The 26,217-nt window shown below is 43.8% G+C and carries 22 protein-coding genes and 1 riboswitch; of the genes, 10 read left to right on the top strand and 12 right to left on the bottom strand.

Annotated features, from left to right (window positions below):
• Positions 1–207: 207 nt before the first annotated feature.
• The 4 genes from mukB to cmoM form a co-directional block, all read right to left on the bottom strand.
• Positions 208–4,668, bottom strand: a complete 4,461-nt coding sequence (mukB, locus tag AB4517_RS04670; RefSeq protein WP_372147968.1) for a chromosome partition protein MukB — start codon at positions 4,666–4,668, stop codon at positions 208–210.
• A complete protein-coding gene (mukE, locus tag AB4517_RS04665; protein ID WP_102427849.1) occupies positions 4,665–5,471 on the bottom strand; it encodes a chromosome partition protein MukE in 807 nt (268 codons plus the stop codon). Before mukE ends, mukB begins: the two co-directional genes overlap by 4 nt.
• Positions 5,452–6,789 carry a chromosome partition protein MukF gene (mukF, locus tag AB4517_RS04660; RefSeq protein ID WP_017055049.1) on the bottom strand — a complete coding sequence of 446 codons (1,338 nt, stop codon included), beginning with the start codon at positions 6,787–6,789 and terminating at the stop codon, positions 5,452–5,454. The genes mukE and mukF overlap by 20 nt, the downstream gene beginning before the upstream one ends.
• A 125-nt stretch (positions 6,790–6,914) precedes the next feature.
• Positions 6,915–7,700 (bottom strand): tRNA uridine 5-oxyacetic acid(34) methyltransferase CmoM, encoded by a 786-nt coding sequence (cmoM, locus tag AB4517_RS04655; RefSeq protein ID WP_017063509.1) that lies wholly within the window; start codon positions 7,698–7,700, stop codon positions 6,915–6,917.
• A gap of 115 nt (positions 7,701–7,815) precedes the next feature.
• Here cmoM and elyC point away from each other — a divergent pair, with 115 nt between their 5' ends.
• On the top strand, positions 7,816–8,667 hold the full coding sequence (gene elyC / locus AB4517_RS04650; protein WP_017062093.1) for an envelope biogenesis factor ElyC: 852 nt from the start codon (positions 7,816–7,818) through the stop codon (positions 8,665–8,667).
• Positions 8,668–8,833: 166 nt separating this feature from the next.
• Here the strand turns inward: elyC and torR are convergent, their stop codons facing one another.
• Positions 8,834–9,547 carry a two-component system response regulator TorR gene (gene torR, locus AB4517_RS04645; RefSeq protein ID WP_017062094.1) on the bottom strand — a complete coding sequence of 238 codons (714 nt, stop codon included), beginning with the start codon at positions 9,545–9,547 and terminating at the stop codon, positions 8,834–8,836.
• 285 nt (positions 9,548–9,832) lie between these two features.
• On the opposite strand from torR, the gene torD reads away from it, so the two are divergent.
• From torD to AB4517_RS04630, 3 genes are all read left to right on the top strand, one after another.
• Entirely contained in the window at positions 9,833–10,480 is a 648-nt protein-coding gene (gene torD, locus AB4517_RS04640) for a molecular chaperone TorD (RefSeq protein ID WP_017093386.1), read from the top strand.
• A 317-nt stretch (positions 10,481–10,797) separates the two neighbouring features.
• A complete protein-coding gene (gene purR / locus AB4517_RS04635; protein ID WP_372147967.1) occupies positions 10,798–11,802 on the top strand; it encodes an HTH-type transcriptional repressor PurR in 1,005 nt (334 codons plus the stop codon).
• 170 nt (positions 11,803–11,972) lie between these two features.
• Positions 11,973–12,058: riboswitch (cyclic di-GMP riboswitch) on the top strand.
• Between the two features lie 127 nt (positions 12,059–12,185).
• Complete coding sequence (locus AB4517_RS04630) at positions 12,186–12,776, top strand: TfoX/Sxy family DNA transformation protein (RefSeq protein ID WP_004736448.1); 591 nt, start codon at positions 12,186–12,188, stop codon at positions 12,774–12,776.
• A gap of 97 nt (positions 12,777–12,873) precedes the next feature.
• Here AB4517_RS04630 and AB4517_RS04625 read toward each other — a convergent pair whose 3' ends face one another.
• Positions 12,874–13,233, bottom strand: coding sequence for a DUF3316 domain-containing protein (locus AB4517_RS04625; RefSeq protein WP_017067843.1), 360 nt, complete (start codon positions 13,231–13,233; stop codon positions 12,874–12,876).
• Positions 13,234–13,612: 379 nt separating this feature from the next.
• Here AB4517_RS04625 and AB4517_RS04620 point away from each other — a divergent pair, with 379 nt between their 5' ends.
• On the top strand, positions 13,613–14,293 hold the full coding sequence (locus tag AB4517_RS04620; RefSeq protein ID WP_017072239.1) for a TVP38/TMEM64 family protein: 681 nt from the start codon (positions 13,613–13,615) through the stop codon (positions 14,291–14,293).
• A 64-nt stretch (positions 14,294–14,357) separates the two neighbouring features.
• Positions 14,358–14,675 carry a DUF2007 domain-containing protein gene (locus tag AB4517_RS04615; RefSeq protein WP_017062099.1) on the top strand — a complete coding sequence of 106 codons (318 nt, stop codon included), beginning with the start codon at positions 14,358–14,360 and terminating at the stop codon, positions 14,673–14,675.
• A gap of 131 nt (positions 14,676–14,806) precedes the next feature.
• Here AB4517_RS04615 and AB4517_RS04610 read toward each other — a convergent pair whose 3' ends face one another.
• The 4 genes from AB4517_RS04610 to topA form a co-directional block, all read right to left on the bottom strand.
• Entirely contained in the window at positions 14,807–15,604 is a 798-nt protein-coding gene (locus tag AB4517_RS04610; RefSeq protein WP_372147966.1) for an alpha/beta fold hydrolase, read from the bottom strand.
• A gap of 285 nt (positions 15,605–15,889) precedes the next feature.
• Positions 15,890–17,344 carry a glycogen synthase GlgA gene (gene glgA / locus AB4517_RS04605; RefSeq protein WP_017070017.1) on the bottom strand — a complete coding sequence of 485 codons (1,455 nt, stop codon included), beginning with the start codon at positions 17,342–17,344 and terminating at the stop codon, positions 15,890–15,892.
• On the bottom strand, positions 17,334–18,563 hold the full coding sequence (glgC, locus tag AB4517_RS04600; RefSeq protein WP_080582251.1) for a glucose-1-phosphate adenylyltransferase: 1,230 nt from the start codon (positions 18,561–18,563) through the stop codon (positions 17,334–17,336). The genes glgA and glgC overlap by 11 nt, the downstream gene beginning before the upstream one ends.
• Before the next feature lie 523 nt (positions 18,564–19,086).
• Positions 19,087–21,717, bottom strand: coding sequence for a type I DNA topoisomerase (gene topA / locus AB4517_RS04595; RefSeq protein ID WP_372147965.1), 2,631 nt, complete (start codon positions 21,715–21,717; stop codon positions 19,087–19,089).
• A 439-nt stretch (positions 21,718–22,156) separates the two neighbouring features.
• Between topA and AB4517_RS04590 the strand changes: the two genes are divergently transcribed.
• On the top strand, positions 22,157–22,402 hold the full coding sequence (locus AB4517_RS04590; protein ID WP_017062104.1) for a YciN family protein: 246 nt from the start codon (positions 22,157–22,159) through the stop codon (positions 22,400–22,402).
• Positions 22,403–22,463: 61 nt separating this feature from the next.
• Here AB4517_RS04590 and aroA read toward each other — a convergent pair whose 3' ends face one another.
• A complete protein-coding gene (gene aroA / locus AB4517_RS04585) occupies positions 22,464–23,744 on the bottom strand; it encodes a 3-phosphoshikimate 1-carboxyvinyltransferase (protein ID WP_017062105.1) in 1,281 nt (426 codons plus the stop codon).
• Positions 23,745–23,906: 162 nt separating this feature from the next.
• Positions 23,907–24,362: a glycine zipper 2TM domain-containing protein gene (locus AB4517_RS04580; protein ID WP_372147964.1), complete on the bottom strand. Its 456-nt coding sequence runs from the start codon at positions 24,360–24,362 to the stop codon at positions 23,907–23,909.
• A 53-nt stretch (positions 24,363–24,415) separates the two neighbouring features.
• Here AB4517_RS04580 and aat point away from each other — a divergent pair, with 53 nt between their 5' ends.
• From aat to infA, 3 genes are all read left to right on the top strand, one after another.
• On the top strand, positions 24,416–25,126 hold the full coding sequence (aat, locus tag AB4517_RS04575) for a leucyl/phenylalanyl-tRNA--protein transferase (RefSeq protein ID WP_017063504.1): 711 nt from the start codon (positions 24,416–24,418) through the stop codon (positions 25,124–25,126).
• Positions 25,126–25,824, top strand: coding sequence for an arginyltransferase (locus tag AB4517_RS04570; RefSeq protein ID WP_065585123.1), 699 nt, complete (start codon positions 25,126–25,128; stop codon positions 25,822–25,824). Before aat ends, AB4517_RS04570 begins: the two co-directional genes overlap by 1 nt.
• Positions 25,825–25,905: 81 nt before the next feature.
• Complete coding sequence (infA, locus tag AB4517_RS04565; protein ID WP_001040192.1) at positions 25,906–26,124, top strand: translation initiation factor IF-1; 219 nt, start codon at positions 25,906–25,908, stop codon at positions 26,122–26,124.
• Positions 26,125–26,217: the final 93 nt, after the last annotated feature.

The following is a 26,217-nucleotide window of genomic DNA, read 5'->3' as shown; positions in this document are numbered from 1 at the left end:
ATAATAACCACAAGGTATGAGTGGTCTTATCAGTATCGATAAAAGAATTAGGCGAGAGGAGTTCAGTTGAGGAAATTAGATTCAAGATACAAAAAAACCCCTATTGATTAGGGGCTTTGTACAAATATCATTGAGTCGCTTTCGAGCTTATAGCTGCGCTATCAAGGTTATTGCTCGGCTATCAAGATTATAATTCGGCTATCAAAGTTATTGCTCAGTTTCTTCGATAAGCTCTTGCACCGCAGATGCTGGTTTGTTTTGAGCAAAACCACGTAGGCCAACAACGTGTACATGTTCGTGGTCTTTGAAGACCTTACGAACCAGTTTGTAAGTCGTACCTTTCTCTGGGCTAATGTTCTCTGGCGCAGCGATCAGAAGCTGCATACCTAAGCGGTCACACAGTTCAAACAGCGTAGATATTGACTTAGAATCCAGACGTGCTGCTTCATCAAGGAACAACAAACGACATGGAACGATGTCTTTACTGCGAAGTCGACGAGATTCCTCTTCCCAGCTCTGAATAACCATCAATAGGATTGACTGACCCGTACCGATCGCCTCACCCGTAGACAATGCACCCGATTCCGCTTGTAACCAACCGTCTGAACCACGGTTAACTTCAACACTTAGCTCTAGGTAGTTACGGTAATCAAGTAGCTCTTCACCCAGAACTTGCGGAGAACGTTGACCCATATCGATATGCGGGTTTACTCGTTGGAACAACTTCGCCATCGCTTCTGAAAAGGTAAAGCGCGTTGATTCAAACAAGTCTTTGTGTTGCTCTTGTTGAGTCGCTAGCCCTGATAGCAAGATCTCGTGGCTTTCACGGATCTTAACGTTCAGACGTACACCTTTAACCTGACCAAAGTAAATGTTAGACAAACCTTGGTTCAGCATTCGAATACGGTTCTGCTCGCGCTGAATCGTTTTCTTGATGATGCTTGCTACTGACTCAGAGCTGATTGCCAGGCGATTTTCACGCTGCGTCAATTCTTCTGTTAGTCGAGCTAGCTCAACTTCCATCTCTTCGATTGCTTCAACCGGATCATCCGTGTGAATGATGTCTTGGCGAATACGCTCACGAAGGTGTTGGTAAACAGCAATGTAGAACAGAACTTTACGCTCTGGATGCGCGTTGTCTTCAGATAAACGCAGCGAATCACGCAGGTCGTCGTTGTCGGCTACCGCCAGACGTAGCGCACCCAGTGATTTATCCGACATGGAGCGAAGCTCGCCCGCCGTTAGATAAGCCAGTTCACGTTTATGCAGACGACGTTCAACATCATTCTCACGCGCTAAACGAAGTACTGAACACCAACCCGCTTTCGCTGCAACAACGAAGGTACGAAGCTCTGTGTACTCTTTCTGAACTTTCTTAAGACGCTTAGCCAAGGCTTTCATCTCAAGTTCAGTTGATGTAATGGTACGCTCGTATTCGCTCTTACGACCACGTGAAGTATGCAAACGCTCATGCAGTTCGTCACGACGACGTACAGCACGTTCTTCAGCGCCTTCATCAGCATTGACACCAAACTCTTGTAGCTCTTGCTTGAACTCTTGAACCGTTTCTTGTTTCGCTTGATGTGAGCTCTTCAGTGCTGCCAATACTTGGTTGTACTGATTCATCTGTTCACGAGCTTGCTTCAAGCCATCACGGCCTTTGGTTCTTGCTTGTTCTGCTTGCACCAACTTCGCTTTCAATTGCTCGCTCAGTTCGCTGCTCTTGTTTAGAAGATCAACAGAATCCGCATAGGCAAAGTAGTGACGACGTTCAATCAAGTCAGACAGAGCAAACACTTTACCTTTCAGGCTTTGTAGAGCTTGGTCAGCTTGTTGGTATTGTGCTTCTAGTGTCTCGAACTGTTCAGGATCTGCGTCTAGTCCAGAAACAATCTGCTCTAACGAAGCAAGTGCTTTGCCATGGTTGTTCAAGTACGACTTAGCTTCGCTCAAGCGCTCTAGTTGCGCTTCTAATTCAGCGAGGCGTTCAGCCAATGTTTCGTCTTCTAAAATACGAACCATTGGTGCTAATTTGTCTAGCGCACCCAACGCTTGTTTACTCTGTTGTAGCTGACTACGTTGTTGTTGCTCTTTAGAATTTAATTCAGCCAAAGAACGTACAATCTGGTTACGCTTGTCACGAATAGACACTAGTGCCTGTTCAGGGTCAGCGTTAAACGCAACGTGTAGGTGCTTAGCAACAAAGCTATTGAAAGCTTGGTATAGGCGATTCAGCTTTTGTGCATCAAACGCCGCTTTCGCGTGGTTTTCCACAACAACATCACGCTCTTCACGCAATTTCTCTAATCGTTGTTCACGAGCCGCACGGCCAAACAATGGGATCTCAGGGAAACGAGAGTAACGCATTTGGCGATCGTTCAGCTGAACACACACCGCGCCCTCTAACTCATCAGCATTGAACGAACTGTCATCAAACGCATCAACATCGCCTTCAAGGATGTAAAGGTCATCTGGACAATCATCAAGATCCACCAGCTTCTCTTTAATACCATCAAGATCAGAGACCACAATCGCATGACGAGCCGGGCCGTACATCGCACTGAAATACGGTGCATCACCAATGGTAATGTCGTCATATATTTCAGAAAGCAGAACGCCACCAAGCGTATCCGCTAAACCTTTCAAACGAGGATCGTTAGAACCACCCGGAGAAGCTAAGCGTTCAATCTCTTGCTCAAGCTGCGCACGACGAGTCGCTAATTGATCTTTCGCTACCGCTTGAGATTTTTCGTCTTCAAGCACTTGCTGCATTTGAGTCATTACTGCTTGGCTATCTTCTAGCTCAGTTTCTGTTTGATCTCTTAGGGCTTCAAGTGCGTCGTTCGCCGTGATCCACGCTGGAGCAATAGATTCAAGTTTTTGAATCTCTTGGTCGTGGTTTTGTTGCACACGACGTTGCTCACTCTTCGCTTCACGCAGCTCTTCTTGAGCGTACTCAAGAGACTCGATCTGCATTGTATGGCGTTCACGTTCTTCATCGAAAACCGCTTCGTCAGTTAGTGAGATGTTGTGTTGCTTTTGGTATTCAGTCGCAAGCTCTTTTGCTTGACGCTGCTGCGCCACATCACGAGCCATGTCGCGGTGCTGAGCACGCCACTGTTGTTCGTTTTCAACAACGTGTTTTGCGTTACGGCCTTTTTCTAACGCTTGCTTAGCACTGTTAGACGCTTCTTTACGCTCAACGTCACCAACGATGCTTTTAACAAGAGCGAGCGCTTTGTCGAACTGCGCAGACGCAGCAGAAGACATGTCTAGTTTATGCTTAGTCGACAGTAACGTTTGAGTGCTTGATTCTTCTTGTGCTTTTAGCTCAGAAACCAGAGTTAATGCGCTTTCTGCAGTAATAGACTCATCACCAAGTAACTGCTTAGTTTTCTCTAAGGCTTGAACCGCTTGCTGGTATTGAAGCGCACGAGTCTGCTGAACATCCAACGCTTGTTGGTAGTCAGCAAGCTGAGTTTTCAGGCTATCCACTTCTTCTTCAGTAATGGTTGCCTGCTCTTCAGCAAGAAGCACTCGCTCTTGAGCTTCTTCAACTACCATCATCTGTTCTTCTAGACGCTCATTAAGCTCTTCTAGATCTTCACTGTAGCGAGCAATTTTCTCTTGCTGACGAAGTGCAGTTTGAACCAATTGAAGATGATCCGAAGCCGCTTGATAATCTTGCTCTAGTGCCGATTCTTGATCGACCAACAGCTCAAGCTCTTCTTGAACGCGGTTCAACAAGTTGTTTTGATCAAGCAAGGTTTCGCGAGAACCAAACAGTTCACCACGGAACTTCATAGTTTGATCAAGCTTGTTGCGACGATCGTTGGCATGGCGCATGTAATCTGCTGCCACGTAGTTCGTAGATTCAGTGATCAAGTGCTTGAACAAGTCACGATCCGACTGAGTCGTTTTGATCGCTTCTAGCGTCATGCGGTTTTCGCGTAGTGCTGATTCCATGTCTTGGAATGCTTTCTTCACGCCACCATTTTGCGGTAGAAGGTAATCACGCAGAGAACGCGTAATCGCACTAGAAATACCACCGTAAAGTGATGCTTCAATTAAGCGGTAGAACTTAGAACGGTCGCTGCTGTTACGCAATTTCTTCGGTACTACACCGTATTCAAACATCTGTGAGTGGTAATCAACAATCGAAGAAAACGCTTTAAAGTGCGCGCCTTCGTATTGTGCAACCGCCGCTTTTACGTCGTTTAACTGACACACGCGAGCATGGCTGTCTGAAACGTTCTGAATCAACACATCCGTTGGTTTTACATGGCTTGGAAGGCCTTGGATTACGAACGGTTTGATGTCGACTTTCTTATCACGACCCGCAACTTGCTGCAGTTTTACTGCAAACAATAGACGTTGATTACGAGAGTTCACAACATCTAGCGCGGCATAACATGCGCCTGGCTGAAGCTTACCGTAAAGGCCTTTATCACGAGATGACTGCGAGCTACCCGCTTCCGTTGTGTTACGGAAATGCAGAAGGCTTTGGTCAGGGATCAGTGCTGTGATGAATGCCGCCATTGTGGTCGACTTACCCGCACCGTTACCGCCAGAAAGCGTTGTAACCAATCCATCAATATCAAAAGTACGCGCAAAGAAGCCGTTCCAGTTGACCATGGTTAATGATTGATACTTACCTCTTTCAATCATGCTTCACCTTCTACTTTTGTTTGTTCGCCATCGTTTGACTCAAGGTCAAAGTCAGCTTGATCGTTAAAAATGTCTTGTTGACCGTTTTCGTTTACGTCTGCAACTACTTCTGATACAGCTTCCGCTTGTTCTTCATTCAACAAGCTACCTTGGTTAGGCTCTTGGGTATGCACCACAGCTTCACCATCACGGATAAGACGTAATTGCGCTTCTTTCATATCGTCACCAACACGAACGTCAGCGCCAAAGCGGAATACCGCTTCGCTGATACGGAACTTGCCCGTTTCACCAATCGCAATCAGCATGCCGATACGGCGTAAACGACGCAGAGAAGTACGAACTTTTTCGAAGAGCTTTTCTTTATCTAAGTCAGAACCAGATGCACGGTTGGTTGCTAGCTTCATGAGTTTTTTCTCATCCGCTAACGACATCAATTCATCAAACAGTTCTTGATTGGTGAAGATACCTTCATGAGCCAGACGTTCTGGGCTTAGGTATAAGAAACACAACACCTTGCCAACCAACATGTCGAGCTCAGACAACACACTACGACCAATCAGAGACGTAGAACGCGGACGCAGGTAATAGAAACCTTCCGGCGCTTTTACCAGTTCCGTATTGTAGCGTTGATAGAAATGCTGAAGCTCAACTTCAAAATCAGACAGCAACGCGTGGTTATCTAGGTCTTCTGTTGAAACATGCTTACCTGAACGCAGCATGCTATCTAGCGCAGGGAACAGTGGGTTCGCTATCGCTTTTACCAGTTTCTCTGGCATGTAATCATCAGTACTTGTTAATGACATTTGCTTGTACCTTTGCACCGAAATCGTTAATTGCCTGCCAATCTGGCTGAATAGCCTGATAGTCAGACTCTGAGTAACCTAAGCGCACGGCTTGGTCGACAACAATTCTGGCTAAATCAAAATGGTGTGTGCGAGGGTGTGCAGCGAGGTAATCGCGTAACACAAGGCCAAGATCAATTGGCGCGCCTTGCTGTTTGTGAGCTTTTAACATCTCTGCAATTCGATCTGAAAGCAGGTCATTTACTTGCTCAAATTCTTCGTACTCTACGTCGATTGGTGCTTGTCCCATCACTTCGTCATCACGAAGCACGAGCGCTTCATCACGAAGATCCGTCAGCTTCTCAGCATCGGCGTAGGTCAATAACCAAGGCGCATCAAAGTAGTCAGTGACTGACTGACGCAAGCGCTGGCTAAAGGCGCGGTTTTTATCCATATCAATCGCGGTACGGATGAACTTGTGAACATGGCGGTCGTAGCCGATCCATAAATCGATGGCTTGTTGGCCCCAACTGGTGATTCGGTCTAGCTTCATCTGCAAGCCGAACAGGGTTTCGCCAACGAACTCGAGTTCATCGTCACCGTAAACAATTTCTTGAATATCGAGGATCTGTGTTTGCAGTTCATCCCCCGCCGCTTGCAAGGTGTCTTGCAATTCTTTTAGTGTGGACGAGGTTTCTGAAAGCAAGGTTTCACAGTTGTTAATCGCCTCTCGCCAATCCTTGTTTAAAAGGTCGGCAATTTGCTGTTTAACGGTTTGCTGCTGCTCATCCATAACACGTTGGTTAAGATCAATCTGATCGAAAATTTCACCAACAGAATACTTGAGCACGCCGTAAACATTCTTTCTCCAATGTCCTGGAGTTCCGCCTTTTTGTGCTGCTTCAATGGCTTTTGCCATCTCGTCCGCAACCATAGAAAGCTGGATAGACAGTTTTAACTTAGAGAACTGACGGTGGCGTAAGTAATAATCTGAAATACCAATCGCCAATGGTGATAAGCGATAAATACTCGCACCATCGGTGATTTCGCTGGTAAAGCGGCTAATCAACTTCTGTTTAACTAACTCGTTGATGGCATTGTTGGCACGAAACGCGGACGCTTCGCCAGTATCTTCAAACAGTCGAGTGACGATGGTAAATGCATCGTGCAGTTCACCCTCGCCCAACTCTTCATCGAACCTTTCATTGCTTAGTACTGCGATAGCAATCAAAAATGCTAAGCGCTCTGGTGGCAAGTTTAATGAAAAATCATGCTGCTTGACCCAGCCCACCAACTCATCAATTGGCTGCTCTTCGGCAGTTTGAGTCATTTCACTCATTGTGGTTCCTGTTACTGTTCTTCGTCATATCGAATGTATTAGATATGACGCCTATTTCTTTATGACGCGGGCTTCTTACGATTGCATAGCGCATGTTGTGGCTTCTTTTACCACATTCACCGCTGTTATTGCGCAGGTTTTTGAGCCCAAACGTGAATATAACGGCCTAGTGACAGATATGGCTCTTGGCGACATAGCTGTTTTTCCAGTTCCAATACATCTTCAAATTGGTAATCGCCCATGTACTCCATATTACCTATGTAGTCACTGAAAGAGCGAATGCCTGATTTACCACAGATTTCTAGACCAGCGTCTTCTATCCATTGATAAACCTCTTCCGGCTTCAAGCCTTTTTGTGGTTGCAGCTTAAACCGTTTTCGATGTGGCATCCCATTCAATACATGAGGAATGTTGCCACAAATCACATTTTTCAGGACTAATCCGTGGTGGTTGTAAAACATTATCGAGGCAACGCCACCCGGTTTAACTTGTTCAAGCAATAAATCAAGCGCCTCTTTAGGATCGGCTAACCATTCCATTACGGCATGAAACATCACAAAATCGACTTTCTCATCTAGATGTTCTGCGACTTTTTGTACTGGTGAATGAATAAATCGATATTGCTCTAGCAAACCCGCTTCGCTGATACTTTCTTCTGCGAGCTTCAGCATTTCAGAAGAGAGATCACACAGAGAAACGTTATGCCCAAGCGACGCAATTTTTTGCGACATCTGTGCAAGGCCGCCTCCAGCATCAAGCACATGCAGCGGAGAAGCTGATTGCTCAAACTTGCTCAAAGCTTGTTCTAAATCTTCCCATACGATGATCTGACGGATCTCTCCTTTGTCAGAGCCGTAAATATTTTTTGCAAATTTGTGGGCAATATCGTCGAAATTACGGTCTTCAGTCACGGCTACTTGAGTTATTATGTCCTATCGTGCCTGCTATTCTGTCACAGGAATTTCAGGAATAAAGAGGCGATGTCTCTTTTTACTACTAAGTGATGTTTTTTCGGACTATTCGGATATGTTTGAGCTGAAAAAAGTAGTGTCTTCGCTATTGATGCCACTGCCAGCAATGTTAATTCTCGCTTTTCTGGGTTTAGCCCTAGTGATGTTTACTACCAAAAGGAAGACGGGTTGCTTAATCACCCTTTCAGCCCTATGTGGTATTTTCCTAATCGCTTTCCAACCAGTTTCTAGTCAACTTTTAATGCCAATGGAAAGGCAACACACCGCTTTTTTACCTGTCGATGAAACCGTCGATTACGTAATGGTTCTCGGAAGTGGTCACGTCGTAGACGACCAAATTCCACCGACATCAGAACTTAGCCGCACCGGCCTGATGCGTTTAAGTGAAGGGATTCGTATTCTACGCCTTTACCCTGGTGCAAAACTCATTTTGTCTGGCTATGGCGCAGGCACTGAAGTCAGTAACGCAAGAATGATGGCTAAAGTTGCATTAGCACTTGGCGTAGCAAAGCCCGACATCATTCTGCTTGAAACCGCAAAAGACACCTGGGAAGAAGCTCGCCAAGCCGCTGCGTTCGTTAAGAATAAAAAAATGGTTCTGGTGACTTCAGCGAGCCATATGACTCGTGCACTCAATGAATTCCATGCAGCTGGTATGAAACCACTGCCTGCACCAACCAACTACCTTGCACAAGAAGGCGTTGTTGAGCCTTGGAATAAGTACATGCCAAAAGCTCTCTACCTTGAGCAGACTGAGCGTTACTGGCACGAAACCATGGGATTAGTTTGGCAAGATTTACGTGATTGGCTTGATACAAGCAATGACATTGTTGAAGAGCCGGTGATTCCAGAAGCTTCCAGCTTAGTTGAAGATGACGGTGAAGTTTCTGCGGCTCAGCCTCAGTAAGCCAATTGAATCTTTAAACTCATACTGAGCAGACTGAGTCGGCAAGTATTTTTAGGTTCTCTGTTCGTTAACAATGAAAGCTAAGCAATAAAAAAGCCGAGACATCAATGGTGTCTCGGCTTTTTACGTTTAAATGTCGTTGTTGATTAATCACTTCCGAAGGAAATCAATCACCAGCGAACATGTAACCTTCACCGTGAACCGTCACAAAAATTTGTGGGTTCTTAGGATCAAACTCCATTTTTGCACGCATACGACGAATCAATACGTCGATAGTACGGTCATTAGGCGCGTCCACTCGGTGGCTAATCATATTCAAAATACGTTCGCGGCTTAATACTTGGTTAGGGTAAGAAGACAATGCCACTAGCAGTTCGTATTCTGCTTTGGTCAATTTCACCGGTTCGCCGTTTTTGCTTAACGCACGACGAGGGATATCAAATGTCCACTCACCAAAACGAACCACAGACTCATCTGATATTTCTTCGACTGCGCCCGCTGCTGTTTTACGAGCAGCAGAAATACGCCAAAGTAGGTTTTTAACTCGAACTAATAACTCGCGAAGTTCGAAGGGTTTAGTAACGTAATCGTCAGCGCCCATTTCAAGGCCTACGATCTTGTCGATGCTATCCGTGCGTCCAGTAACTAAAATAATTCCAATGTCTGATTGACTGCGTAATTCGCGAGTTAGCATCAATCCATCTTCGCCTGGTAAGTTGATGTCCAGCATAATGAGGTCAACGTTGTTTTCTTCTAACACGTTTCTCATTTGAGCGCCGCTTTCTGCTTCGCTCACTGTGTAACCCTCGTTCTGGAAGTATCCAACCAGTTTACTGCGGGTTACCACATCATCTTCTACGACTAATACGTGATAGCTCATCTACACCACTTTTCTTATTTAATAGTTTCAGTGACTATTCTATTCATAACTAGTAACAATTCTAGTGGTACAGAAGATAAAAGCCAGAAACATGGATTTTTTTTGATACAAGACAATCTTAAACCTTGCTATTTATCGTCCATCGCAATTCAATATAGGCATTACTACTAACGAGTAACTTTGCGTTTCGCAAATAACCTTGTTATTCAGCCTTGGTGTGCTTATGCCCAAGTGACTTCAAGATGCATATAAGCAACATCACAAGACTAAGTCAGGATCTAACAAATGAAAGATACGAAAGCGTTCAACGAGCAAAGAGCAGAAATATACTGGTGGCTATCAAGCTTATTTGCCAAAGAGCTCACTCAAGAAGAACTCGATCACTACCACTCTGTTGAAATTCGTTCTTTCCTAACTGGTTTAGGCGAAAATGAAACACTAAAGCCAGCGATCGATAGCCTAGTGGATGCGCTAAACCGCCTACAAACGCGTGAAGATGCTCAACTAGAATTGTCTGCTGACTTCTGTGACTTATTCTTAAAAACAGATAAGCATGGCGCACTTCCTTACGCTTCTATGTATATCGGTGAGACTGGCCTTTTGAATGATAAGCCAGCAAAAGATATGGAAGAGATCATGGCTAAGCACAACTTAGTGGTGAACCAAGACCTAAAAGAACCAGCTGACCACATCGCTATCGAACTCGACTTCCTTGGCAACTTGATCATCCGTTCTAATGAAACGGAACTTGAAGAAGAGCTAGAAAAATCGTTCATTGTTCAACAGCAATTTATCGAGCAACAACTTCTTACTTGGGTACCAAAGTTCAACGTTAAATGTCATGACGTTGACGAATTCGGTTTCTACGCTAGTGTATCATCTCTGCTACTTGCATTCTGCAAATTGGACACCCAATACCTCGCTGGTGAATAAGCTTATTGGATGACTCGTTAAATAAATTCAGAAGAATGTGACAATTCACCCGGATTTCCGGGTGAATTTTATTGCGAGTAATTTCTAGTCAGTCTAAAATTGTGACCGCAAACGATAAAATATGAAACATTCACGAAATGCTATGCTTATTATAGTTTTGAGCATTTCGGTGTTAAGACAAGCCGCTCAATAGCGGTTTTTTGTTTTTTAGCACTTTTAGTACCCAAAGAGCCCTACAAATTTAAGCTCTTAGTTAGGTAGCTTAACGGCTACTTTATTCCGTACTTTGGGAAAGTAGCTTCTAATAGGATAAAACCATGGCCACTATAAAAGATGTCGCTCGCTTAGCCGGCGTATCAACAACAACCGTTTCTCACGTAATCAATAAAACTCGCTTTGTTGCAGAAGCAACGCAAGAAAAAGTAAACAAAGCCGTAGATGAACTGAACTATGCACCAAGTGCTGTTGCTCGTAGCTTGAAGTGTAATACAACACGCACCATCGGCATGCTAGTGACTCAATCAACTAATCTATTCTTCTCTGAAGTTATCGATGGTGTTGAGAGCTACTGCTACCGTCAAGGTTACACTTTGATCCTGTGTAATACGGGCGGTATCTATGAGAAGCAACGTGACTACATTCGAATGCTTGCAGAGAAACGTGTAGATGGCATCTTAGTTATGTGTTCTGACCTAACTGAAGAACTAAGAGAGATGTTAGACCGTCACGCTGACATCCCTAAAGTTATTATGGACTGGGGCCCAGAGAGTTCTCAAGCTGATAAGATCATCGATAACTCTGAAGAAGGTGGCTACCTAGCGACCAAATACCTTATTGAACGCGGTCACTGTAAGATTGCATGTTTAAGTGGCCACTTAGACAAAGCAGCATGTGTTGAACGTATTGCCGGTTACAAGCGCGCACTTAACGAAGCTAAAATTTCTGCCGATGACAATATGATCATCGAAGGCAACTTCGAGTGTGATACGGCTGTTCTTGCTGCAGAACAAATCGTTGAGATGGAAGATCGTCCAACGGCGGTATTCTGCTTTAACGACACAATGGCACTCGGCTTAATGAGCCGACTGCAAGAAAAAGGCATCCGCATTCCTGAAGATATCTCAGTGATCGGTTACGACAACATCGAACTCGCTGAATACTTCTCTCCGCCGTTAACGACAGTTCACCAACCAAAACGTCGTGTTGGTAAGAATGCATTCGAAATTCTATTGGAGCGCATCAAAGACAAAGACCACGAAAAACGCGTCTTCGAAATGCACCCTGAAATTGTTGAACGAAGTACAGTTAAGACGTTAAATTAATTGATAATTCGAGTTTAATTTCATCAAGCGCACCTTTAGGTGCGCTTTTTTTATCAACAGCTATAATGAACCTATATGCACAACAGAAAGATCATTAATTGAAGCAATATCACATTTTGAAATAACAAGTGTGAGCCTCATTCAACAAAAACTTTATTCTATTCAATCAGTCACGCACAGGGCAAATCACTTGAAAGAGTGAGACGCAAAGCTTCCGGCCTAAACCACTCGTTGGTATGGTAGCGGGGTTACCGATGGCAAAATGCAGTAACTACTAATAATTTAGTAATTTACGGCTTATTGACAATTTAATTGCAACATTTTGCTAATCTCTCGGACCTGCTTATTTGGTGGCGTAGTTCAAATACACCGAGATAAATAACATGGATAAACCGATACTAAAGGATTCAATGAAATTATTTGAATCCCTAGGAAAAATAAAATCACGCTCGATGTTTGGTGGCTTCGGTCTTTTTGCTGATGACACTATGTTTGCTCTGGTTGTAAATGACCAGCTGCACATACGAGCAGACAAATGCACAACGAAACAGTTCGAACAACAAGGGTTTCAACCGTACGTCTACAAAAAACGTGGTTTCCCTGTCGTTACTAAATATTTCGCTTTACCTGAAGGCCTCTGGCAAGACCAAGAGAAAATCTTGCAGCTTGCAACGACGTCTCTGGGTTTTGCTAAAGAAGAAAAAGCTGAGCAGTCTTCTGCTAAGCCGACCCGACTCAAAGATCTGCCTAATCTTCGACTCGCTACCGAGCGTATGTTGAAAAAGGCAGGGATCGATTCTGTCGAACGTTTATATGAATCTGGCTCTGTAAACGCATTTAACGCCATCAAAGAATCGCATGCGTCTTCCGTCAGTATTGAACTACTTTGGGCGCTAGAAGGCGCGATCAATGGTACACATTGGTCTGTTATACCGCAGCAACGTCGCGAAGAGCTTATCAATCGCGTCAATTAACATTGTCAGTGCAATCTATATACATAACTAAGCCGCATTTACTGCGGCTTTTTTTATGTCGACAAAACTAGTCTTATGTATAGCTGAACCACTGAGTTCAAAAAGATGGACGGTAATAGTATTTGTAATCCACTTTAACCATCGGAATGAAGTTAATTTCTCCAGAGGAATCCATTATTTCTTTTACTTTGATGGTACCGTTTTTGATTTCAAACGAGCGTACATCTACTTTTTCAGAGGCTTGCGGTAAGATTTTGCTCAATTCATATGAGCGCTTACTGTTTATATCCATCCAGATTTTTTTTCCAGATTCGTAAGCCTGTGATTGGCTCGCCACTACATCGCCTTTAAATACTTTAGACTCAACAGCCGCACGGTGATAGACGCCCGATCCCATGGCTTGGAAAGAGAATAGGCCCGTTGTAGCAATAACCGTAATCATTGATAATAATTTCATAGCTAGCTCCTTAGTTGTCTGCCTGAATAATTATCTAAAACAATCTTCATGCCACGATTGTTACGTATATAGAACGAGCCAAGACCAAAACTCTTTCAAATTTTTGTTACTTTTTACGTGGTACAAATTATCGCTAATAAAATAATGCATACAAAACAAGTCCCTAGCAGAGAGTCACAACCTTCTAATCAACGAATCTTTTTCCACCTCTATTCCGCCAATACTTGTCGCTAACATAAGACTAAGCAATTAGGCTAGCTTTTTGCCCCCGATCCATCGTCTAGAACAAATAGTTTTTTATTAACTGGTGAAAGTTAATCTATGCTTTGCCTGTCTATCTATACTATCGGTATGCATTGAAAATTTAGAGGAAGTATCAATGAGTAAGAAAATGATATTGGGTATTGTGTTGGTCGTAACCATCGTCTTGTTAGGCATCAATTTCGGCCAGTACTTAACGCTTGAAAATGCTAAGGCCCAACAAGCTGTGTTAAATGACTACATTGACAGCAACTTTATTGCGGCTGCCGCTATCTATTTTGTCGCGTATGTCATGATTACGGCTTTCTCCATTCCTGGTGCCGCTGTTGTAACCTTATTAGGGGCCGCGCTATTTGGCTTCTGGAACAGCTTGCTACTGGTATCTTTCGCAAGTGCGATCGGTGCGACCTTAGCTTTCTTAAGTAGCCGTTACCTGTTGCGTGACTGGATTCAAACCAAGTTTGGTGACAAATTGGCGACGATTAACAAGGGGGTTGAAAAAGACGGCGCATTTTACCTGTTTTCTCTGCGTCTGATTCCTGTATTCCCATTTTTCCTTATCAACCTATTGATGGGTCTAACACCGATGTCAGTGAGTCGTTACTACATTACGAGTCAAATCGGGATGTTACCGGGGACGGCGGTTTTCTTGAATGCTGGTACTCAGCTCGCAGAAATTGATTCACTTTCGGGCATCGTCTCCCCTTCAGTACTATTGTCATTTGCATTATTGGGGATATTCCCAATAGTGGCTAAATGGTTGATGGGTAAGTTTCGCTCAGCACCCGTAGCTGAATAATGTATATAGCAGAATAGTTTATAATATCTAAACAACACAGATAGCCGAATAAGGTTCTATTTCAATGAAAATCTTCAGTGCATCGAATCCGACAGAAGCTCATATCATCTGTGGGTTGTTAGAAAGCGAGAATATTGCCTGTGAAGTCCGTGGCGAGGGGTTGTTCGGATTAAAGGGGGAAATCCCATTCACTGAAGAAACTGACCCTTACGTATGGTTATATGAGCCAGAATTGGCCAGTAAAGCTCGCATGCTCGTCAATGACTACCAAAAGCAGCAAGATTCGATCATCTATGAAGAGTGGCGTTGTGGTGAGTGTCATGAAGTCAACGAAGCGCAATTCGGCTCTTGCTGGCAGTGCGGTGCTGCCTCACCTGAATAGCAGGGTTTCAGTGGCCTGATAGAACGATTCGGTCAGATACCTCCTCCAATTAAAAACGGGAAGCTAAAGTTAGCTTCCCGTTTTTATTTCAATTCGATTAACTCATCATGTTTGATTTCACGCCTAGAAAATCACTTAATTTGTTTTTGAATAAACGCAATCGAACGCTGATTAAACTCTTCAGGGTTTTCCACGTTACACACGTGTCCACAATTCGGGATTTCTACTAGCTCACTCGATTCATGCGCTGCAACCATTTCTTTTACAGGCTTAATAAACATGTAGTCACGCTCACCCATCAAATAAAGAGTCGGTATTGGTAGCTCTCTATCTTTAAAATATTTCATCAAGGGGTTTACATCAGCCGTTAAGATAAACCAGCGTTTAAATTCTTTCTGGCACAGTTTTTTGGCTTCGCGGATAAAAAGGTGACGAGACTCTTTTTGGCTTTTTTGTGGCATCACAACATAAGCAAAAAGGCTGTATAACCACATGTAAGGAATGATGTGCTTGCTGAGGTTACCCAACTTGATTAACACTTGAGAGCGAGTGTTTAGCTTGGTGACAGCGCCACCCAGTACCATTGAACGTACACGGCCAGCCGCCAGTTCGGCAACGTTACGCACAATAATCGTGCCCAAAGACATGCCAACGAAATGTGCAGAACGGATCTTAAGATGGTCTAACACTTTAAGAATATCAAGCGTCACCGATTTGAACGTATAACGATTCGAAATCAGCCCTTTAAGTATATTGTCTGATTTACCGTGCCCTCTCAGATCAATGAGAAGTAAGTTGAAATGCTGTTTATACGCTTTGATCTGCTTGAACCAGATGGAGGAACTGCCTCCTGCGCCATGCACAAATACAACCCACTCATCGCTCGTAGGGTGAGTAAATGTTTTATGAAATAGTAAACTCTCAGACATACCTATCGCTTTAATTATTGGAATGGAGCTATGCCTCATCACGAGGCGATGACTAAGGATACCACGCTATTAAGAACTTTAAGTGATAATAGTGTTAAACCTATCATTAGTCATGTGAATACCTACCTCACCTTTTCTACCTGACAAAAATGAGTTTGCAAGCTTTGTCTTCGTAAACGTGATGTGCTCTGACCAGGAAACAAAAAGGCACTCAACAATTAGAGCGCCTTCATTTATTACGAGCTGTTGTTGCCCGCCCGCTAATTTTAAAGCTAAGTCAACAAGTTAAAATGCTGAATGATACATAGCTAGGTATTCTTTAGCCGCATCTTCCCAACTAAAATCTTGCTGCATCGCATAAAGCTGAGCACGCTTAATTTCAGATGGGTTTTGTGCATAAAGCAGTAATGAACGATGTAACACAGCCAATAACGCCTGCGGTGTTGGCTCTTCAAAAGCAAACCCAGTCGCGACTTCAGGATCTTCATCGTAATCATTCACGCTGTCTTTTAAACCTCCCACAGAACGAACAATCGGCAAAGTACCGTAAGCCATGCTGTAGATTTGGTTTAAGCCACACGGTTCAAATTCCGAAGGCATCAAGAAGAAATCAGAGCCTGCTTCAACCAAGTGCGCAAGTTCATTATTGTACGCTTCTACGAACGAGAACTTATCTGAGTGAAGCGCTGATAGCTCTTTCAATTGACTCGCCAAAACCGGATCGCCAGTACCGACAATCACGATCTGAAGATCATTTTTCAAAAACTGTTCGATGATAGGCAGTAAGTAATGAACACCTTTTTGATTCGTCAAGCGACAAACCATGCCATAAACCGCGCAATCGGCAACGGGTAAACCTACATCTTGTTGCAGTTTTTGCTTACAAGCTGATTTTCCGCGAGCCATGCTGTGCTTGGTCGCTTTGTATTTACGAGGAAGGAAAGCATCAGTTTCCGGATTCCAAGCCCCATAATCACACCCATTCAAAATGCCGAACAGATCAGCAGATCTGTGTTGGAATTCTGCAGCCATACCGTGGCTACCTAATTCCGTTTTCAACTCTTCTGCATAGGTAGGACTTACTGCGTTCACTTTATCCGCACACATCACTCCAGCTCTTAGCATAGTGACATGAGTGTCACTCACTGAAGCTTCAGGCGCATGGTAACTGTGCATCTCTGGCAGGAATTGAAGTTCATCGTAGGCGAACACACCTTTGAAAACCGCATTGTGAATCGAAATAACACTGCGCGTATTTTCAAAGAAATCGTGTTGTTGATAACGCGATTTAAGCAAGAAAGGAACGAAACCAGTATGCCAGTCATTTGCATGAATGATATCCGGTTGGAAACCAAGCTTAGGAAGCATATCAAGACAGGCTGCACTAAAGAACGAGAAGCGCTCTCCGTTATCAGCATAAGCTTGATTGTTTTCTGCGTACATTTCCGGGCGGTCGAAATACTTGGCACATTCAATACCAAAAACTGGAACGCCTTCTACGCTCAGTTTTTTAACTTGATAAGCCGTATGAGGCCAATGATCGAGTTCAGTCGATAAAATAACTTCTGCTGAATCAATGTTTGGAATGTTTCTATATGCGGGGATAGTCACTCGAACGTCCTGTTCGAGTGTTTGCAACGCTTTCGGCAGTGCCTTGGCTACATCAGCCAAGCCACCACTTTTAATCAAGCCTTCAACTTCAGACGCTACAAAAAGTACCGAGAGAGTCTTAGTAACCAACTCGTGCTCCTTTAGAAATCACTACGACACCATCGTCAGATACGTGGTAATGCTTTTTGTCTTCTGTCAGATTTACACCAATCTGTGTACCCGGTGCGATATCTGCGTCTTTATCAATGATAACGCGGCGCAAGATACAACCCTCACCCACTTTTACATCACCGAGTAAGATGCTTTCGCTAATATCACACGCTGATGCGATATTGCTGCGGAAGCCCAGTACACTCTTTTCAATACGCGAACCACGTACATAACTACCGCTACACACAAGGCTATCAATGATCTGAATTCGACCATTTGCCGAATCAGTAAACGTAGCTGGTGGTAGTGGCGGGTAATAAGTGTGTAGAGGCCATTTACGGTTGTATAGCGAGAATGGCGCATCTTTCTTAAGAAGGTCCATGTGCGCTTGCCAGTACGCGTCAATCGTACCTACATCGCGCCAGTAAACTTCTTCTTTCTCACCAGTAATACGGTTGGTGCTGAAATCATAAACAAACACATCACCACGTGGGAACATGTTTGGAATAATGTCTTTGCCGAAATCGTGTGTCGAACCTTCTCTATCAGCATCTTCCGTTAGTTCGGCAAAAAGCTCTTTCGCTTCGAACACGTAGTTGCCCATTGAAACGAGCGCTGATTCTGGATCGCCCGGGATCGACTTCGGATTTGCAGGTTTCTCTTCAAAGCCAATCATACGGCCGTCAGCATCAACCTCAATAACACCGAATTCTGATGCTTCAGCAAGCGGCATGCGCAAAGCTGATACTGTTAGAGCCGCTTTCTTCTCTTTATGGAAATCAAGCATCTGTTTGATGTCCATCTTATAGATATGGTCTGAACCAAAAATACATACTTGATCAGGTTCTTCCAACTCCATAAAGCCCATGTTTTGGTAGATAGCATCTGCTGTGCCTTCATACCAACGCTTTCCTTTACGCATTTGCGCAGGAATTGGGTCGATAAAACGGTCTGTTATGCCACTGATATTCCAGCCTTTTTTCATATGGTGGAACAGTGACTGTGACTTAAATTGTGTTAATACGTAGATCTTCATTAGATCAGCATTAACGAAGTTGTTCAAAGCGAAATCAATTAAGCGGTAACTACCACCGAAAGGAACCGAGGGTTTGCTGCGAGATTCAGTTAAAGGTCTTAAGCGAGAGCCTTCACCACCAGCAAGAATCATTCCCAATACACCAGCCATTTTATTCTCCATATATCTATAGCTTGTCGATGTTAGTACTCGTAGAGGTATCTTCCTCTGGGGGATGAGCACCAACACTTATTTCGGTATTTAGCGAATATCCATTCACATACAGTGACAATATACTAAGCCAAACGTTGTTATGTGTGCACTATTCTTTGCACTTGGTTTTATATACGTTATCGACTTTTCGGCCGAATTCAATTTTTAATACGCCATTCTGTGGTACGTAAGCTGATTGCTTTCCCAAGACTTAAAGCAGCTCACATTACACCGTCCAGACGAAACATTACATTAACACCCGACACACATCAGGTATACAACTAAACGCTGATCTGTGAGTTACAATATTTTAATTAAGTTACATTCTCGTTAAAGTTGCATAAGAAAATCTGATTAATTGGCATTATTTATTTTGCGATGTGAATTTAATAAATTCTCGCAGACGAAACACCAGGTCAACAAGTTGCATATTTAGTCATATTGAGATCAAAAAAAGCAGCCATTAGGCTGCTTTTTCATCAATAACGTTCAGTTATTTCTCTTTAGGCTTTTTACGCTTATCCGTAACTTCCCACTTACCGTCGATGTACAACGCAGTCCAACCGGACGGTTTTCCATCTACTTCAGTACGCACGTAGTTTTCTTTGGTCTTACGACTAAAACGAACCACTGTCGGCTTACCATCAGGGTCAGCAACTGGCGCTGATGCTAGGTATTGGAACTTAGGTGAGATACGGTCTTTAAAACGAACCAGCTCTTCCACTAATGGTGCACGTGTTTCACGTGATTTAGGGAAGTTGCTCGCAGCCATAAATAGACCAGAAGCACCATCACGAAGAACAAAGTACGCGTCTGAATTTTCACACGGAAGTTCAGGGAAATGCACCGGGTCTTCTTTTGGTGGCGCAACTTCGCCATTTTTCAGAATCTTACGAGTGTTCTTACAATCTTCACTCGTACAGTCCATGTATTTACCAAAACGACCGTTCTTCAGAACCATGTCAGAACCACACTTGTCACACTCAACAAGTGGACCATCGTAGCCTTTCACTTTAAATTCGCCGTGCTCAACCACATAACCTTCACAGTTCGGGTTATTACCACATACGTGCATCTTACGCTTATCATCGATTAGATAAGCATCCATTGCCGTTTCACAAATAGGACAACGCTTTTTAGCTCGAAGTGCTGCTGTTTCAACGTCTTCTTCAAGCACGTTGATAATGCCTTCTTCATCACCAAGGTTGATTGTTGTCTTACAACGCTCTTTTGGTGGAAGTGCATAGCCAGAACAACCAAGGAATACGCCTGTCGAAGCAGTACGAATACCCATTTTACGGCTACAAGTCGGACACTCAATATCGGTTTCCACGATATGATTTGGCTTCATGCCACCAGCGTCTTCGTCTAAGTCTGCTTTTTCCAAATCGCCAGTAAAGTCTTCGAAGAAGTTATCTAGCACGCCTTTCCAGCTTGCTTCGCCTTCTGCGATTTGGTCCAACTTCTGCTCCATACGAGCAGTGAAGTCGTAGTTCATTAGGTCATTGAAGCTGCCATCTAGACGGTCAGTAACAATTTCACCCATCTTCTCAGCATAGAAACGACGCTGTTCAACTTTTACATAACCGCGATCTTGAATCGTTGAGATGATTGATGCGTATGTTGAAGGACGACCAATACCACGCTTCTCAAGCTCTTTAACTAGCGCCGCTTCAGTGAAACGAGCCGGTGGCTTAGTGAAGTGCTGTTTAGGGTCTAGCGCAATCAGATCAAGCTTATCGCCGATCTGTACTGCTGGAAGGATCGTATCTTCGTTCTTGCCCATTGGACGCTGAACACGAGTCCAACCATCAAATTTAAGGATACGACCTTTCGCTTTCAACGTGTACTCATCTGCTTTAACGCTTACTGTCGTTGAATCGTATTGAGCTGGTGTCATTTGACACGCAACGAATTGATTCCAAATTAGCGAGTAAAGCTTGTGTGCGTCTGCGTCTACGCCGTTTAGATCTTCCGACTTAACATCTACACTTGAAGGACGAATCGCTTCGTGGGCCTCTTGAGCGCCCTCTTTGCTGCCGTATACAAGTGCTTTAGGTGGAAGGTATTGCGCGCCGTACTCAGAACCAATGTATTCACGAGCGGCTTCTACAGCTTCTGAACTCAAGTTGGTTGAGTCAGTACGCATATAAGTGATGTAACCCGCTTCATACAGGCGTTGAGCCAGCATCATGGTTTTCTTTACGCCATAACCAAGACGGGTACTCGCCGCTTGTTGCAGTGTCGACGTGATGTAAGGTGCAGACGGCTTACTCTTAGTTGGGCGGTCTTCACGTTTACAGACTTCGTATTGCGCTTTTTCTAAAACGCTAACTGCAGCTTGTGTTTGCGCTTCATTATCAGGTTTAAACGCAACGCCGTCTTTCTGAGCGACTTGCAGTCTGAAATCTGTTTTCTCTGCTGTTTTGGTATCAGCATGCACATCCCAAAACTGTTCAGGGATAAAAGCGTTGATCTCGCGCTCGCGCTCAACCAGTAGTTTTACAGCGACTGATTGAACACGGCCAGCGGATAGGCCTCGTGCTACTTTTTTCCAAAGCAGAGGTGACACCATAAAGCCAACAACACGGTCCATAAAACGTCGTGCTTGTTGTGCGTTTACGCCGTCAATGTTTAGCTCACCCGGAGTTTCGAAGGCTTGTTGAATAGCATTCTTAGTGATTTCGTTAAAAACCACTCGCTTGTATCGCGTTTCATCGCCGCCGATGATCTCACGAAGGTGCCATGCGATAGCTTCTCCTTCGCGGTCCAAATCGGTTGCGAGATAAACATGGTCTGCGTTTTCAGCCAGTTTTTGCAATTCAGCAACAACTTTTTCTTTACCCGGTAGAATTTGATAATTCGCTTCCCACTCTTTATATGGGTTGATACCCATCTTTTTGATAAGAGCTTTGCGATCTTTTTCTTTTTTGATACGAGCTTTGTCTTCTGGGCTCATACCCTTGGTTGAAACTGCAGCAGCCTTTTGACCAGTACTTTGACCTGCCGTTGGTAAATCACGTACGTGACCTACACTCGACTTAACGACAAAGTCTTTGCCAAGATATTTATTGATAGTTTTAGCCTTGGCTGGCGACTCCACTATAACGAGCGATTTACCCATATTGACTCTAACGTCCTTAATCACGATGCTTCAGCACCAACAATTTAGCTTGTGGGCTTTTACGCATGATATTCTAAATTCATTGCTTCTTTTTTTACTATTGTGCGAGATTACTAGAAGATCAACCGCTTTTTTCAAAATTGGATCTGATCGCTCGACAATTCGACGACTCATAGATAAAAGGGTCACAATATAAAGAAGCTATAAAGTACTCACTAAGAATACTTGCAAGAGCCTATTCATCAGGCATTACGTCTAAACGGGCTCATACTAAGCTTGTCCGCGAATCTAACGCGAGCCCCATTCAATTATTTTTGCCGTAAATCACAAAATAAATTGTGGATGTTTGAAAAGACTCTCTTAATCGGTTGTGAAATCATTGAATTTCTAGTTCGACACCATAAACTCAACGTTATATTCAGTTATCAGAGATAAACTCATGACAAAGAAAGTAATAGCAGAATTTGATTTACTGCTTATCGCAAACCAAATTATCCAATCACATGATGACTACATTGAAGGCATGCGCGCAAACAGCGTAGTAGAAAAAGACGATGTACTCGTCTTCAAAGGTGAATACTTCTTAGACAGCAATGGAATGCCGACCGAGAATACAACCGCGGTATTTAACATGTTTAAATACTTAGCGCACCACCTTTCGAAAGAATTTACAATTCAGCAATAATTAAAAAGCTTGCCACTTAGGCAAGCTTTTTTGTTCCTAAACCTTTACATACTAAGCATTTTTATAGACTTAGCATTTTCAGCTTGTCGAAGTAATCAGGGAATGTCTTTGACGTACAACCTGGATCATTAATCGTCACAGGCGTATCGCTCAAGGCAACCAGCGAGAAACACATCGCCATACGGTGATCATCGTAAGTATCAATCGCCGCATGAGTCAGTTCAGCCACAGGGTTAACAATAATGTAATCTTCACCCTCTTCCACTTCAGCGCCGACTTTGCGTAGCTCTGTTGCCATTGCAGCCAAGCGATCTGTCTCTTTCACACGCCAGTTGTAGACATTACGGATTGCCGTTGTGCCTTTCGCAAACAATGCGGTTGTCGCGATAGTCATCGCAGCATCTGGGATATGGTTATAGTCCATATCAATGCCTTTCAGCTCGCCACAACGAGAAATAACGTAGTCGTCACCCCATTCGATTTCCGCACCCATTTTCTCAAGCGCATCAGCGAATTGGATATCACCTTGGATACTGTTTTTACCAATACCAGTGACCTTAATCTCACCACCTTTGATAGCAGCGGCTGCAAGGAAATATGACGCAGATGATGCATCACCTTCAACCAAGAAATCACCCGGTGCCGAGTAAGATTGCCCGGTAGGAATCACAAACTCTTGGTAATCATTATTGATCACGTCCACACCAAATTGCTTCATGATGTGCAGCGTAATATCGATGTAAGGTTTAGAAACCAATTCACCGTCAATTTTAATGGTCACTTCACCTTCAGCTAAGGGCGCAGCCATCAAAAATGCCGTCAAGAATTGACTAGAGATAGAACCGTCGATAGAAACTGTACCGCTCTTCAGACCAGTACCTGTGATCTTCAATGGCGGGTAGTTTTCATTTTCTAAGTATTCAACGTCGGCACCGGCTTCTCGCAGTGCTGTTACTAAGTGGCCAATTGGGCGCTCTTTCATACGAGGCTCACCAGTAAGAACGTATTCACCGCGACCTAAACATAGTGCAGCCGCCAACGGACGCATCGCCGTACCCGCATTACCTAAGAAAAGCTCTAGGGCTTTGTCACTTGAAAATGCACCACCAACACCTGTCACTTCACAAACGGTTTTGTCTGCAGACAACTGATAATCAACACCTAACTGAGTTAATGCATTCAACATATGACGAATATCATCACTGTCTAGCAAGTTTGTTAGGCGAGTGGTTCCCGTAGAAAGTGCAGCCAAAAGAAGTGCACGGTTGGAAACGCTTTTTGAACCAGGTAGGTTAACTTCCCCGTTCACTTTTTGAATTGGTTGTAACGTAAGGCTTTCCATTAAATCTTATAGTCCTTGTACCACCCGAAGTCACTGGCGCGTATTTATTTTCGGGTGATGAATAATTCTTCGTACTTGCAGACTAACGAACTTTTCCAACGAACTCCAGAGCTAATCCAGCCCAAACCGGTGATTAATTAGCCAATCAATCGTATTTATATACTAGTACACGAGATCAACTCGAACACCATCTGAAAAATAGAGAATTCGTACATCATCGCCTCGGTTGAACAGCATCGAGTTATCGACATCTTGGATAATGTTGACCAACTTGTCGTCTTTGATTTTGACCAATAACTCGACCAGTTTGTACTCTACTTTATATTGTGTGTTACCTCGGTTACGAGCAATACCCGCACCTGCTACTGCACCTACAGCTGTCGCCACTTCTTTACCAGTGCCGCCGCCAAACTGGTTACCAATCAAGCCACCAATCGCCGCACCTAACAAGGTTTCCCAACCATTCGCTTTCGACTCAACGATCTCTTGCTGAGTGATGTATCTGACCGTATCAATCTCACCATAAACCACCTCGTTTACTGGTCGAGCTTGGTTTCTGTTGTAAGCTGCATTTGCCAACATGGGCAAAACAAGTAAAATCCAAAGCAACTTCTTCATGGTAAAACTCCTAAAGACCTCTTGGTCAGTGATTAATCTGTAATGCGGTACTTATGACTATATACCTAACCGAACTTGATACTACTAGTATAGAGTTTCCTTCGCCTTTCGACGCGCTTGATGACCCCAACGGTCTGCTCGCCTTCGGTGGTGATTTATCACCAATGCGAATTTTAAACGCTTATAGCCAAGGTATATTTCCATGGTATGGCCCAGGTGAGCCTATACTTTGGTGGAGCCCTGCACCGCGAGCGGTATTTAATCCTAAGACATTCGAACCGTCAAAAAGTCTTAAAAAGTTTCAAAGAAAGCACAATTACCGAGTCAGCATCAACCAAGCGACGGACAGAGTAATTGGTTATTGCTCTTCACTAAGACCCGAAGAAGAAACCTGGCTAAACAGCGACATGCAGTCAGCCTACCGCAAACTCGCTTCATTAGGTTTCTGCCACTCGGTTGAGGTTTGGCAAGATGATGAACTGATCGGTGGACTTTACGGCTTACAAAGAGGCCAAGTCTTTTGCGGTGAATCGATGTTCAGCCTAAAGACCAATGCCTCTAAAATTGCGCTGTGGTACTTTTGTAAACACTTTACCCGATTCGGCGGACAACTGATTGATTGCCAAGTCATGAACCCTCACTTGGAATCCTTGGGCGCTATCGAGGTTGATAGGGATGAATTCCTAGGCTCTCTGCAATTACTCAAAGAGTTCTCCGTTGACGATGCATGCTTTAAAACCCAATGGCTAAAGGAAATGCCTTAATGAATCCAGATTTACAACAAATCAGAATTGGATTAACAGACAATCACGCTTGCAGCTACTTACCTCACTTCGAAGAGAGAGTGGCGGTCACGCTTGACGAACACATGCACACCTCAGATAACTATGAAGTTCTGCTTGCGAATGGATTTCGCCGCAGTGGTTCAACCATTTATAAGCCACATTGCGATAATTGCTCAGCATGCCAAGCGATTCGGCTTTCAATTCCTGAGGTTAAGCTTTCCAAAAGCCAACGACGGATCCTTAACAAAGGAAAATCACTACGTTGGGAACTGAAAGATGAGATGGATGACAACTGGTTTGACTTATACAGTCGCTATATCACCGCTCGTCACCGTTCGGGAACCATGTACCCACCCAAGAAAGAAGAGTTTCTACAATTCTCTAAAAATGAGTGGCTTACTACAAAGTTCATGCACATCTATGATGAGAACAAGTTGGTTGGTATCGCCGTAACCGATATCATGGCTCACTGTACGAGCGCGTTTTATACCTTCTTCGATCCTGATATAGACATTTCGATGGGAACACTTGGCGTTCTATTTCAGATCCAACATGCCCAGAAAGAACAAAAACAATGGTTATATTTGGGTTATCAAATCGATGAATGCCCTGCGATGAACTATAAAGTACGATTTCAACGTCATCAAAGGCTAGTAAATCAGCGGTGGCAAGGGTAGAATACGCGACAACTTTACATATTTTGATTTTAACGGCACAATCAAGCCGTTGAAAACCGCCAAATTTCGAAAGAGGATTAGATGGCTAAAGAAGACGTAATCGAGATGCAAGGCACTGTCCTTGATACTCTACCAAACACAATGTTCCGTGTTGAGCTTGAAAACGGTCACGTAGTGACAGCACACATCTCTGGTAAAATGCGTAAGAACTACATCCGTATTCTTACTGGTGATAAAGTAACTGTTGAGATGACTCCATACGACCTTTCTAAAGGCCGCATCGTCTTCCGTGCTCGTTAATTTTTAATTAGCGAATACAATAAGAAGCGGAGCTTAAGGCTCCGTTTTTTATTGCCTGAGCTTTTTACTACACAATCTCGCATCTCGCATCTC

Source organism: Vibrio sp. 10N.222.52.C3, from assembly GCF_041474195.1.
Taxonomy (GTDB): domain Bacteria; phylum Pseudomonadota; class Gammaproteobacteria; order Enterobacterales; family Vibrionaceae; genus Vibrio; species Vibrio crassostreae_C.
This window is presented reverse-complemented; position numbering and strand designations above follow the sequence as displayed.